12 protein-coding genes and 1 riboswitch are annotated in these 12,860 nt (G+C 38.3%); of the genes, 5 read left to right on the top strand and 7 right to left on the bottom strand.

Going from position 1 to position 12,860, the window contains the following annotated elements; translation table 11 throughout:
• Position 1: 1 nt before the first annotated feature.
• From AC2IP4_RS17540 to AC2IP4_RS17550, 3 genes are all read right to left on the bottom strand, one after another.
• On the bottom strand, positions 2-1,588 hold the full coding sequence (locus AC2IP4_RS17540) for a diguanylate cyclase domain-containing protein (protein ID WP_375319898.1): 1,587 nt from the start codon (positions 1,586-1,588) through the stop codon (positions 2-4).
• A 340-nt stretch (positions 1,589-1,928) separates the two neighbouring features.
• Positions 1,929-2,480, bottom strand: coding sequence for a cobalamin adenosyltransferase (locus tag AC2IP4_RS17545; protein WP_375319897.1), 552 nt, complete (start codon positions 2,478-2,480; stop codon positions 1,929-1,931).
• A 53-nt stretch (positions 2,481-2,533) separates the two neighbouring features.
• Positions 2,534-3,121, bottom strand: coding sequence for a hypothetical protein (locus AC2IP4_RS17550; protein ID WP_375319896.1), 588 nt, complete (start codon positions 3,119-3,121; stop codon positions 2,534-2,536).
• 277 nt (positions 3,122-3,398) lie between these two features.
• On the opposite strand from AC2IP4_RS17550, the gene AC2IP4_RS17555 reads away from it, so the two are divergent.
• From AC2IP4_RS17555 to AC2IP4_RS17565, 3 genes are read left to right on the top strand one after another with little or no spacing between them, the layout of a single operon-like run.
• Positions 3,399-4,316, top strand: coding sequence for an ABC transporter substrate-binding protein (locus AC2IP4_RS17555; protein ID WP_375319895.1), 918 nt, complete (start codon positions 3,399-3,401; stop codon positions 4,314-4,316).
• Entirely contained in the window at positions 4,316-5,356 is a 1,041-nt protein-coding gene (locus AC2IP4_RS17560) for a FecCD family ABC transporter permease (RefSeq protein ID WP_375319894.1), read from the top strand. Before AC2IP4_RS17555 ends, AC2IP4_RS17560 begins: the two co-directional genes overlap by 1 nt.
• Positions 5,353-6,144 (top strand): ABC transporter ATP-binding protein, encoded by a 792-nt coding sequence (locus AC2IP4_RS17565; RefSeq protein ID WP_486307332.1) that lies wholly within the window; start codon positions 5,353-5,355, stop codon positions 6,142-6,144. The genes AC2IP4_RS17560 and AC2IP4_RS17565 overlap by 4 nt, the downstream gene beginning before the upstream one ends.
• Positions 6,145-6,225: 81 nt before the next feature.
• Here AC2IP4_RS17565 and AC2IP4_RS17570 read toward each other — a convergent pair whose 3' ends face one another.
• From AC2IP4_RS17570 to AC2IP4_RS17580, 3 genes are all read right to left on the bottom strand, one after another.
• A complete protein-coding gene (locus tag AC2IP4_RS17570) occupies positions 6,226-7,596 on the bottom strand; it encodes an L-serine ammonia-lyase (protein ID WP_375319892.1) in 1,371 nt (456 codons plus the stop codon).
• A 224-nt stretch (positions 7,597-7,820) separates the two neighbouring features.
• Positions 7,821-8,543 carry an oxygen-insensitive NADPH nitroreductase gene (nfsA, locus tag AC2IP4_RS17575; protein WP_486310776.1) on the bottom strand — a complete coding sequence of 241 codons (723 nt, stop codon included), beginning with the start codon at positions 8,541-8,543 and terminating at the stop codon, positions 7,821-7,823.
• A gap of 102 nt (positions 8,544-8,645) precedes the next feature.
• Complete coding sequence (locus tag AC2IP4_RS17580; protein ID WP_375319890.1) at positions 8,646-9,203, bottom strand: TMEM165/GDT1 family protein; 558 nt, start codon at positions 9,201-9,203, stop codon at positions 8,646-8,648.
• A gap of 93 nt (positions 9,204-9,296) precedes the next feature.
• A riboswitch (yybP-ykoY riboswitch) is annotated at positions 9,297-9,422 on the bottom strand.
• A gap of 160 nt (positions 9,423-9,582) precedes the next feature.
• Between AC2IP4_RS17580 and AC2IP4_RS17585 the strand changes: the two genes are divergently transcribed.
• Positions 9,583-10,509: a LysR family transcriptional regulator gene (locus AC2IP4_RS17585; protein ID WP_486310777.1), complete on the top strand. Its 927-nt coding sequence runs from the start codon at positions 9,583-9,585 to the stop codon at positions 10,507-10,509.
• 61 nt (positions 10,510-10,570) lie between these two features.
• Positions 10,571-11,335 (top strand): class I SAM-dependent methyltransferase, encoded by a 765-nt coding sequence (locus AC2IP4_RS17590; protein WP_486307334.1) that lies wholly within the window; start codon positions 10,571-10,573, stop codon positions 11,333-11,335.
• A gap of 60 nt (positions 11,336-11,395) precedes the next feature.
• Here the strand turns inward: AC2IP4_RS17590 and AC2IP4_RS17595 are convergent, their stop codons facing one another.
• On the bottom strand, positions 11,396-12,826 hold the full coding sequence (locus AC2IP4_RS17595; protein WP_486307335.1) for a 6-phospho-beta-glucosidase: 1,431 nt from the start codon (positions 12,824-12,826) through the stop codon (positions 11,396-11,398).
• Positions 12,827-12,860: the final 34 nt, after the last annotated feature.

The raw sequence follows: 12,860 nt of genomic DNA on the forward strand, positions 1-12,860 counted from the left end.
ATTAAGCGTTAAATATTTGGAACCCATTTTTACCTGAACGCTTAATGTAATACATGGCTTCATCTGCATTATGCATTAAGTCATTAATGTTTGAACCATGCTCAGGGTAGAAGGCAACACCAATACTTGTGTTTAGCATGTGTTGTTCACCATCAAGAGTTAGTGGTCGATGAGATAAATACAGGTAAGCTTCAACTTGTGAAATAATGTTTTTTGTATCTTCAAAATCATAAATGAGGATCGCAAATTCATCTCCTCCAATTCGAGAAACATACGCATTAACTGAAAATGCATACTCTAGATTCTTAGACACGGCTTTTAATGCAAGATCTCCGACACTGTGGCCAAAGCTGTCATTAAGATCTTTAAATCCATCCAGATCAATATAGATCAGCGCGAGTTTTGTGCCAGTTCGTCGTGCGTTTTGCATTTTCCAATGGAATAATTTCTTAAAGTAACCACGGTTAATTAATCCCGTTAAACTATCGTGATGGGCTAATTTTCTAATTTCATTATGGTCGATAGATTTTTTTAGTTGTAATCGAGCAATAACATAGGCCATCACGAATGAGAATAAGATGATACTTAATGAAATATACAAGTCATTGGCTGATACATTTTTTAATGACCATTGATTTGAATGTGGAGCGAAAGTGATTAAACGCCAACAAGTGTCTTGTTTTATTATATGAACTTCTTTTAATGAATCTATATTTTTAGGGTAAGAAAAAACAGAGTTAAATGTTAATACACCGGTATCTAGCGTGAGTTGGCCATAATCTTTATTATTTATACAATCATATGTTTTTGGGTAAATATCAGAAAACTTTTTATGCTCATGATTAGGGAGCATAAAGGCAAATTCAAGCTCAGGACGACGATCATAGAATAGAAAATAATCATTATTGTTAATGAGCATGTGGTGATCTTTATCATTTAGATTAAAGATTTTTAAACCATCAAGTAGATGCTCAGCTAAGTAATTTAAAATCACGATGCCACGCTTGCGGCCTTCTTTATCATAGACCGGAGTTGCAAGGCGGATCATAGGCTTATGAGGCAATTCAATTTCACCATGCTCGACATTAAGATCAAGCGCAGAGATATAAACGTCGCCATCATGTAATTTTAAACTGTCTTTAAAGTAGTAACGATCAGCTTTATTTTGTAATTGTTTTTTTGGAACAATCGAAGGGATACCGTCATTATAGTTAATTCTAATAATTTCATTACCTTGAAGATCAAGATAACGAAGCTGATCATAGAGTCCCTTACGTAAACTTAAGGCAAGGGTATTTAACTCTGCAAGTTCAGTAAGTTTTTTATTTCGGCCACTGTAAGCGTGATGGATTTCAATAAAGTCAGACAGTAACAGTAAATCTTGTCCAATACTATCAAGTGTCATTGAAATATATTTCTTCTGTGCAGCAATAATTGCTTTTTGCTCAGATTTGATTTTATTAATAGAGATTTCGTTTTCTGAATACTTATAAAAATAAAAAGCAGAGAATAGCAATGTAAAAAACAGTAAGAATAAAACGATAAAGCGTGGCCAAAAAAAGAATTTAGTAGGCTTATTTAATTTCATTACTTCATTCACTTACAAAAAATTAACAAATGTTAAAGAACTTAGTGAAAACAGGCTCGATTTTGAGGTGGAAATCACTAAATTTGGAAAATAACCGTGAGAGGAACTTTATAATATATAATGATTGCTATCAATGCTTATAGAATAGTTAAGTGAATATTAATTGAGCTTTATTACTATGAAAGTAGGGAATATTCTAAATTAAACCTTACTTTTAACTGCAGTTACATATATTGCACAACTGTAACAATAATCATTATTAATTTTATTGTTATTAAGGGTTGAATATAAGCATTGGCTTTCTTATTTCTATTTAGTCTAGAAAGCGAATGCTTTTAATTTAAATTGAAGTGGATTTTGATGGCATTGGGTAATTAATGCTAATGTATTCTGGTTCTTCTATACCTGCATCTTGGTTTAATACGCGTGTTAGTACGAAATAGTAGTTAGCTAATACATTGGCAAAGCGAGGTAGGGTTTCTGGTATCTTCTTTGTGGTTAATTTATCGACTTGAACCAAAGCGCGAACTACTTTTTTACTTAGGCTACGACACTGGTGTAATTGGATCACAGCCCCAGTCCCTCTTGGAAGGACAAAGCGTTTTCCTTTATCTTCTACTTGTTCTTTAAAAGCGAGCATTTCAGCGAGTAGTTCTTGTACGTCTTCTTCAAAAATACCGCATTTTCCACGTATTGAACCATTTAAATGAAATATCTTTGGTTGTAAACGCTCTAGAGATTCTCTTACTTGTGCATGAGTGATTTGAGAGAGTGCTAAGCCTGTATAGGCACATAGCTCATCGGTTAAAATCTCAAAATCACACAATGGACTGTCTTCAAAAATGAAAGGGTATGAAAGCTCACCAACCACACCTGATGCTTTTAATGCCATAATTAAATCACTTAGTTATCAATAAAGAATGAAGGTACTTTATCACGTCTACTCTAGGATTGATTATCCTTTTCTTGGCCTAGTAATTGTAAAATGTTGTCGTGATTTTTATTGGTCATTTCAAGAGATAGGGCTGAATTCTCGATGGCTTTTGCCATGGTTGAAATATTAGTAGTCGCTTGTAATAAGGTGTTTTGTAACGGACGAAGGATAAACCAATAGAAGCAGGCAATAATCGCGACTAAAGCAAGTACCACGATAGCGAGTAACAAAATGACTTTAAAAGTGAGGTCATCAAAGAATTGTGTGCTGGTTGTAGAAAGAGTCTCTTTTGATTCTTTTAAAAAAGTGGGTAACGATTGAAGAGAGTTAGATGATACATCGACAAGGTTATTAATGTTTTCTATCGTCCTATGAATATTTTGTTGCTGCTCTGGGGTGAGATTTCTATTTTGTGCGATGAGTTCAAGAGAGTTTGCCATCTTTTGCATTGCTTGGGCGCCTTGTTCTGCAGACTGCTCAATGCCTTTAATATCAATCATGGCGTTAATACTGATAAGAGGTGGGGCAATTTTTTCTTCGGTATTGGCAAAACTAACAGAAGTAAACAGGGTGAGTAGAAGCAGTAGCGTGTATTTCATTTTTAATCCTTTGCACAATATATCCCATAGGAGAGTAACTATAGAAAGAAATTGCTTTTATTACCATGGTTTAACTCTAATAAAAAAGGGTTTGAAAGTATAAAGATAGAATATATCGCGACAGCAAAGTACAATACCGCTTATCTTCGGAATACGGTGAAAGTCCGTAACGGGCGCGCCACTGTGAGAATACCTAGGTGTATTTAAGTCAGATACGAAGGTCAGGTTTACAATGACGTAAGCCATTTTATTAGGTACGCGATTTACAGGAGTAGCCATGCATTGGCCGGCGTTTAAGTATTTTTTTATTATTTCATCTTTACTTGTATCGTTACCTTCAATAGCAGAAACAGTGTATCCACTGTCTTTAATTGATGGTTTAGGAAAACAAGTCATTATCGAACAAGAACCAACAAAAATTTCATCTAAAACTCTTTTTACCGATGCGGTTTTACTTGAACTGGTGGATGATGGTTCACTATCTAGTTTGACTGATTTAGCAAACAACCCCAATTACTCAGCGGTAAAAGACATTCTTCCAAAATCAGTCCCGTTGTTAGCACTGAATGTTGAAATGATCATCGCAAATCGTCCTGACATTGTGTTTGCGGCCAATTGGAGTGACGCATCAAAATTAGCCATTATTGAAAGTGCAGGTATTCCTGTTTATCGAATTCAAACACCTAAAACAATTACAGAGATTGAAACTGAGATCTTACGTGTTGGCGAGATAGTTAACAAAAGCGAAGCGGCTAAAAAAGTTGTTGCCAAAATGAAAGCGCGATTAACTCAAGATGTGATTAAGCCAAAACAAAGATTAACAGCGCTAGACTACAACCCGTGGGGAACCTCAAGCGGACAAGACTCAACATGGGATGAAGTATTAGAGCAAGCCGATTTAGATAATGCGATTGAAGGACTTGTTAGTGATAAGTACGGCCAAGTACTTGTATCAAAAGAGATGGTGATTGTACTGAATCCTGATGTATTGTTTATCCCTGCATGGGTTTATGGTGATAAGAATGGCGCAGAGCAGTTCAAACAAGAAGTGATGTCTGATCCGTCATTGCAATCAGTCACAGCTATTAAAGAAGGGCGTGTGTATCAAATGCCTCATGTATTAAGGAGTGTTTATAGCCAATACATTATTGATGCAGTTCTTTTTGTTAACCATTCTGCGTATAAGAAACTCTAATGCCTTTTTATCGTTTAACCTCAGTTCAAATTATTATCTCAGTCAGCCTGTTTATTGGTCTGTTTTTGGCGTATCTCAGCCTTGGAGCGGTACACATCCCAGTTCTCGATATTTTGTCGATGTTTAAGAGTTATCTGATGAATAGCAGCGAGCTCGCAGCAAAGGAATACCCATTAGCCTCTGCAATTGTCATGCACATTCGATTGCCTAGAGCGTGCGCCGCTATTCTGGCTGGTGGTGCATTGGCGTTGGCAGGAGCTTGTACTCAGGGTTTATTTAAAAATCCATTAGCCAGTCCAGATGTGCTAGGTGTGAGCTCTGGCAGTAGTTTTGGGGCAGTCATCGCAATTGTATCTGGCTTCTCGTTTATGAATCCGATGTGGTTACCTATTTTTACTACGGTTGGCGCATTGGCGGCATCAGCATTTATCTATGTTTTAGCCTCTCGCAGTTCGTCGTCTCAAATTTTGTTTTTGATCTTAACTGGCTTAGCACTTTCTAGTTTATTGGGGGGGGCACGAATGGGGTTGCTATTAATGGCTCAGCAATACGAAGTCAGCCAATTTGTCTTTTGGGCAATGGGGGGCTTAGATGGCCGTATGTGGCAACATTTATTATGGCCAACGCCTGTCATTATCATTGTATCGTTCTTGTTACTAAAAGAGAGCAGAGCATTGAATTTATTAGCATTAGGTGAAGAAAGTGCGCACGGCATGGGGCTTAATGTAAAGCAAACCCGATTCAAACTATTGATGTTCGCTACTTTACTTACCGCAATGTCGATAGCGATAGCCGGACCAATTGGCTTTATTGGTTTAATGGTTCCGCATTTGGTGCGTTTATTGGTTGGGCCTGCGCATGAAAAACTGTTGCCGTTCTCTGCTATTTTTGGTGTTATTTTCTTACTTGTATGTGATTTGTTAGGCCGTTGGATTATCGCACCAAATGAATTGAAAGCGGGGATCATTACGTCGTTTATCGGTGGTTGTTACTTTATCGGTTTGATTATTCGATTCCAAAGAAAAGGGCGTTTAGCATGATGAATTCAACAGCGGCACTACTGAATGTATCAAACCTAAGTTATCAAGTTGGTTCAAAAACGCTATTAAAAGATATTTCTTTTTCTGTGAATGCAGGTGAGTTGGTTGGTATTATCGGCCCTAATGGCGCAGGTAAAAGTACCTTGATGAAATGCATCAGTGGCTTTCAAGCATATTCACAGGGTGAAATATCAATTAAAGGCAAGTCGCTATCGACTCTTTCTCATATTGAACGAGCATTAAGCATGAGCTATTTACCCCAATACAGTGAAGCGGCATTCCCATTCAGTGTAATGGAGACTATTGGTTTAGGGTTTCATGCTCGTCAGCAACAAGAAGTCATTTCGCCTATAGTCATTAAAGAAAAAAGCAAAGCGGCGTTAGAGATGGTTGGAATTGGGCATTTAAGCGCTCGAACCGTGACAGACTTATCTGGCGGTGAAAAGCAACTAGTTCACTTTGCTCGATCATTAGTGCAAGGTACGCCATTAATGCTGCTTGATGAACCGACAGCTAGTTTGGATATTGGCCATGAATCCCAGTTAATGAATGTACTCCATAAAGAGTGTCAAAATGGAAAATCTGCCTTGGTTGCGATTCATAATCTAAATACCGCCGCCGAGTTTTGTGATCGTCTAATCTTGATTAATCAAGGTGAAGTGATGGCTGAAGGTAAGCCTAATGAGGTATTGAGTGAAGAGAATATCCGAGCTTTATACCAAGACTTAGTGATGGTGTCTCATCATGCAGTGACAGGGAATACGATAGTGTCACCGTATAAAAGATAGAACAGTAACCAAATTTACCCTATAAAAATCCAGAGCCTCGTTTGAGAACTCTGGATTTTTTTATTTATTGGTTAGGTGAAATTATTCACACGGCGGTGCCATGTGAATTAACGCTAAACCGCCAAGTGATGTCTCACGGTATTTACGGTTCATGTCTTTACCCGTTTGATACATGGTATCGATCACTTTATCTAACGAGATTAGGCATTTACTTGTGCGCTTTAACGCCATGCGAGACGCGTTAATTGCTTTCATTGAACCCATCGCATTGCGTTCGATACAAGGCACTTGAACAAGGCCCCCAATCGGGTCACAGGTCATGCCCAATGAGTGTTCCATTGCAATTTCCGCTGCCATACAGATTTGCTCATTACTGCCACCGCGAAGCGCAGTTAAGCCTGCTGCTGCCATTGAGGATGAAACGCCGACTTCACCCTGACAACCTACCTCAGCACCAGAAATCGACGCATTGGTTTTGTATAAAATACCAATCGCACCAGATACCGCTAAGAAGTCTTTTAGCTGTTTAGTGTCTAGCTCTTTAATGAAGCGATGGTAATACATCAATACACCAGGAATAACACCAGAGGCGCCATTGGTTGGTGATGTAACCACTTGTCCACCTGCTGCGTTTTCTTCGCTTACCGCAAAGGCAAATAAGTTAATCCAATCCATGATCTCCATTGGATCGTTTTCAATAGAGGCGTTTGCTTCTAGTTTTTTTAATAATGCAGGCGCACGGCGGACCACGTTTAAGCCGCCATCAAGAATGCCTTCGGTTTGAAAACCGCGATCCATACAAAGAGACATTACCTTCCAAATTTGGTCGGCTTTTGCATCAATCGCTTCCATCGGTTGGAAGGCAACTTCGTTACGTAGTACAAAAGCGCCTAAACTTAATCCTTGCTCTTCTGCTTTTTCTAGCATCTCATCAGCGGATTTGAAGGGAAACTCGACCTCAACATCAGTGGTGCTTTTACCATTCGTTAATTCATCTGCGGTTGCAATAAAACCACCACCAACAGAGTAATAAGTTTCGATGGCAAGCTGTTGGCCTGCCGTATCAAAAATTGAAATCGTCATACCATTTTCGTGCAATGGTAAGTTAGTTTCATGGAAAAGCATGTCGGTTTCATAGTCAAAGATGATTTCGTGATCACCCGCGATATGCAATATCTTATCTTCGATTGCTTTCTTCATTGCCAAATTTGCACTGGTTATCTTGATTGTGTCAGGGCGATTGCCTAATAACCCTAAAATGGTTGCGCGGTCAGTGTGGTGACCGATACCTGTTAAAGAGAGTGAGCCATATAAATCAACTTGGACACGAGAAACTTGTGCTAAATGAGGTTGGATTAATTGTGTGAAATTGTACCCAGCAATCATAGGACCATTTGTGTGTGAGCTTGATGGCCCAACGCCAATTTTGTAGATATCAAAGATAGACAGCATAAGACATTACCTATTTAAATGCAGTAAAACCAAAATCATAAACGTGTGAGCATCGTTTATTGGTTTACTATTATAATTATTAAGTTTAGTTGTTTTGTAGATTTGTGCTTAAAAATGACGAATCCCAAGCACTAACAACTAGAACTCGGGATTAAGATAGTGAAACGTAACATAAATGAATGAGGACAAATACCCCAAAAAAGAAGGGGTAAAGGATTTCTTGATTACTTAATCGCTAGGCCTTTGTTATTCAAGTACTCCTTGATATGAGGGCGTGACTCTTGTGACAACTTGCCTGTAATTTGCTCTGACCATGAACTTTGTTTTTGATTACTGGTACGTGTTGCATAGTATGTCGACATGATGTCGTCGTATTCATGGACCTTGTTTTTATCGAGTTGTTGATAGGTATTTTCATGAACGATAACCTCTGGACTTAAACGAGGTTTCTTCTGTGGTGTTTGAGCAGGGTGACCTAAACACATGCCAAATAGAACGGCGGTGTAATCTGGCAACTCAAGTAAATCATCCATTTCTTGTGCGTGAGTTCGTAAGCCACCAATATATACGCCACCGAGGTTCATTGATTCTGCTGCTAATAAGCAATTTTGCGCCATGATCCCTGCATCAACAGCTCCAATCAGGGTTAATTCTGTATATTCCGCTTTTACTTCTGGGTTCATTTCATGGTGACGTTGAAAATCAATACAAAAAACCAAAAATTCCGCAGCGCCTTCCACATAAGGTTGACCGCCAGAAAGCTCAACTAATGCTTTACGTTTATCTATATCGGTAACACGAATAATAGAATTTACTTGAAGTAAACTAGAAGAAGAGGCTGCAATACCGGCGCTGATGATGGTACCTAATTGCTCTTTAGAGATAGGTTGATTAGTGAAAGAGCGGATCGAGCGGTGGTTTAAAATCGTATCGATAACTGGGTTCATAATACATTCCATCTTATGATAGTAGGAGGGCAGATCACCCAAAAGATGATCTGCTTATATTACAAAGATAAGGGCTTATTAATAGAATACAAGTTAAGAGAGTTAAATTCCGAAGAAAGTACCAATAGCTAATCCTAGGAATATGATAGCAGTAATACGGTGAATCAAGGTCAGTGGTAGCTTGTCTGCAGAGAATTTACCGATAAGAACAACAGGGACATTGGCAAGTAACATACCTACGGTTGTACCTAAAATAACCCAATATAGAGCATCGGCATTTTGAGCTCCTAAGATAGACGTGGCGATTTGAGTTTTATCTCCAATCTCAGCAATGAAAAAAGCAATGAAGCTAGCAACAAAAGGGCCTCTGCTTGAGATGGTTTCATCGTCATCTAATTTGTCAGGAATCAACACCCAACCAGCCATTGTTACAAAACTAACAATGAGAGCCCACTTTAAGGTTTCAGGGGTTAAAAAATCAGCGACAACCACGCCTAAATATGCTGCTAAAGCATGATTTAAAATAGTCGCAAAAAAGATCGCGGCAATAATAGGGATTGGTTTTCGGTATCTACTGGCAAGCAGCAAAGAGAGAAGCTGGGTTTTATCACCGATTTCAGCTAGTGCGATGGTGGTTATTGATATTGCTAATACACTCACGACATTACTCACTTGGGCGGGATTATAATTATAAGATCCATAGAAAAACCTCACGCCCACCCAATGGTCGTGATGTTAATCTAAGGTCTTGCCGAACAAGCTGCTCAGGCTTGTCTCGCACACCATGGTGATTTTGCACCAATTATGTTGATGTACGAACTCTCTGTTTATTTTTGATTATTAAAACGAGAAAGCGGGCTACTCCCCAAAGAGTAAGGGCGTGATAATAGGGGAATCATCACTCAGGTTCAAGTCAGGGTATTGTTAGGAAATGTGAATGCTGTGATTTTCAGATTTAATTACTGATATTTTTACGCATCTATTTACTCTGGTTCGTATTATAATTTGTGTTATACAATCGATTTATTCATCAGGTATTATGGATCTTATACAACTCTCTCGTATTAACTTTAAACAACTAACGGCTTTACACGTCATGCTATCGACTCATAGTGTCACGAAAAGTGCTGAAGTGTTGTGTATGAGCCCATCAAGCGTGAGTAAAACATTATCTCAATTACGTATTTTATTGGGGGATGAGCTGTTTTATCGAGACGGTACTCAACTTATCCCTACACCATACGCACTAAAAATTGGTTCGACAGTTCATAAAATTCTTAATCACATGAATGGGTTACTAAATCAATCAGCTTTTGAACCTCAGGCATTCTCAGGTAAATTCTCTCTTTCTATGCGTGAGAGTACCTTTGAAATATTCTCTTATATCATTAGTGATATTTTATCTACTCAAGCCCCTAATTCTCATATTGAAATTCACTCTAAAGAGCAATTAGGGTTTGATGCTTTATTAAATGGTCAGGTTGATGTCATTTTGTTGCCTCATGATAGAAGCCAGCCTCCAACGACAGAAAAGCAATTAGTGTGGGAAACCGTACTTGATGATGAGATGGTTTGTTTAATGGGCGCGGATCATCCGCTAGTTGATAAAGAATTAACCGTTGAAGACTATTTAGCATACAAACACGTAGGTATTTTTGATAAGGAATTAAATGTGCCTTATTTTGAACAGTGTTTAAGCCAACAATTTACGCCGAGAGACGTTGTGATTTCAGTGGCTGATTTTGGCAGTGCTGCGACTCTTTGTCATCAAACTGAATTTTTATTTACCTGCTCTAAAAGATGGGCTGAAACGGCAAAGCAAGCGCAAGGATTAGTTATTAAAGCGTTACCTTTTGATTATGGCCAGGTGGCTTATAGCATGGTTTATAACAAATTAAGTTTGAATGATCAGTCGCTAAATTGGTTATGTGGGCGTATGAAAAACCCAAATAATGTTACTATTTGATCCTCAATCAATATGAGCATTGTCGCTACTATTTTTAGGCGTCACTTATCAAGGTATTTAAATGGATTTTACAAAAGAAAAGATAACAGCTGAGCATTCTTTAGAGCGAATTTATCCAAAACAGCTGAATCAAGATGAGAAAAGTCATCAAGATGTATTAGATATTCATTTAGAACGCTATGAATTTGCTTCAAAGCAATTATGTGGAACTTATGTGTTAGATATTGCTTGTGGTTGTGGGTATGGAACCGCGTTGATGGCAGAGGCTCATCCTGATAAACAATTTGTAGGTGTAGATATAGATCCTAAAGCCGTTGAATACGCCAAAATACATTATCAAGCGGATAACTTACGCTATGAATGCGGTAATGGGATGAATTTTCAACTCTCACTTAATGATGGTGGATACCAACAGTTTGACACTATTATTAGCTTAGAAACGATTGAACATGTACCTGAACCTCAAAAAATGGTCACCCATTTATTAACTCAACTGAGTAAAGAAGGGGCTATGATTGCGTCTGTCCCGATAACACCAACGGTTGATGGTAATCCGCATCATTTACATGACTTTACGGTTGCCTCTTTTTACCGTTTGTTTTCACAATCAAATTATCAGCCGAATGAGACTTTTGAACAGATCCAATATTGGGAATTTAAAGGACTGTTTTCGAAAAAAGAATCGAAAGAAAACCGTTCACAAGGTGTGGGACGAAATATCGTTAAACACTATGTTAAAAAACCAAGTGCGTTGTTCTTTAGAGTGCATTCGATATTAACGAAAGGACTAAACAATCGTTATCTAACCGCTGTTTTTTCTGAATAAAGAATAAAAAAATAGCCAACCTCTGGAGGAAGAGGTTGGCTATTTATTATTAGGATTTTTTTATTCTAAATCTTCGCCATTACTAGCGATGACTTTTTTATACCAGTAAAAGGATTTTTTAGGCATTCTATCTAATGAGCCATTACCTAGATTATCTCGGTCAACATAGATAAAACCATATCTTTTACTCATTTCACCCGTCGAAGCCGCTACTAGATCAATGCTTCCCCATGGGGTGTAGCCCATTAATGGAACGCCATCAGAAATTGCATCCTTCATCGCTTTAATATGTTCTTTAAGGTAATTGATGCGATAGTCATCATTTATCTCACTATTTTCATCAATAGTATCTATCGCACCTAATCCATTCTCGACTAAGAATAATGGTTTTTGATAACGGTCGTATAGAGTATTCATGGTGATACGCAAACCGACAGGATCAATAACCCAGCCCCAATCACTGGCTTCTAAATGAGGGTTTTTAATTGATTTAACGACATTGGCTTCACTGGTATTGTTATCGTTCATATCTGCAGAGGCACAACGAGAAGCGTAATAACTGAATGAGATGAAATCGACCGTATTTTTTAATATCTCACGATCTTCATCTGTAATATCGATAACCACACCTTTTTCATCAAACACCTTTTGAGCATAAGATGGGTAGTAACCACGCGACTGAACATCAATAAAAAACAGGTTTTCTCTGTCTTTTTGCATTGCGATTAATACGTCTTCTGGTTTGCATGAATATGGGTAAAAATTCCCCCCCGCTAGCATACAGCCGACTTGGTTCTGTGGGTTAATCTCATGTGCGATGCGTGTGACTAGTGCACTAGCAACTAACTCATGGTGCGCAGCTTGGTATTTAACTTGTTCTTTGTTTTCACCGTCTTTGAAAAGGATACCTGCACCAGAAAATGGGCTGTGCAGTAAGATATTAATTTCGTTGAAAGTAAGCCAATGCTTTACTAATCCATCAAATTCAGTAAAACAGGTTTTTGCATAGCGTTCAAAAAATGAAATCATTTCTCTGCTGCGCCAAGAACCGTATTCGTTGACTAAATGCATAGGAACATCGAAATGGCATAGCGTTACTAACGGCTCAATGTCATGCTTTTTACATTCTAAAAAGAGATCACGATAAAAACGAATGCCTTCTTGGTTTGGCTCTAACTCGTCACCTTTAGGAAAGATGCGACTCCATGCAATAGAGGTTCTAAATACTTTGAATCCCATTTGGGCCAGTAGGGCGATATCTTCTTTATAGCGATGGTAAAAATCAATGGCTTGATGGCTAGGGTAATATTCAGATTCATTTAATGAAACACTTTCCAATAAACCTAATTTTGTTGCCATACGATTTTCACCGTAAGGGATCATATCAACAGTTGTTAATCCTTTACCGCCTTCTAAGTGTGCCCCTTCTGCTTGGTTTGCAGCAATGGCGCCGCCCCATAAAAAATCGTTAGGGAATACATTCTTGGACATCTTGTTATCCTTTAAATAGCAAAGCGCCAATTGA

This window comes from Aliivibrio thorii, from assembly GCF_057368585.1.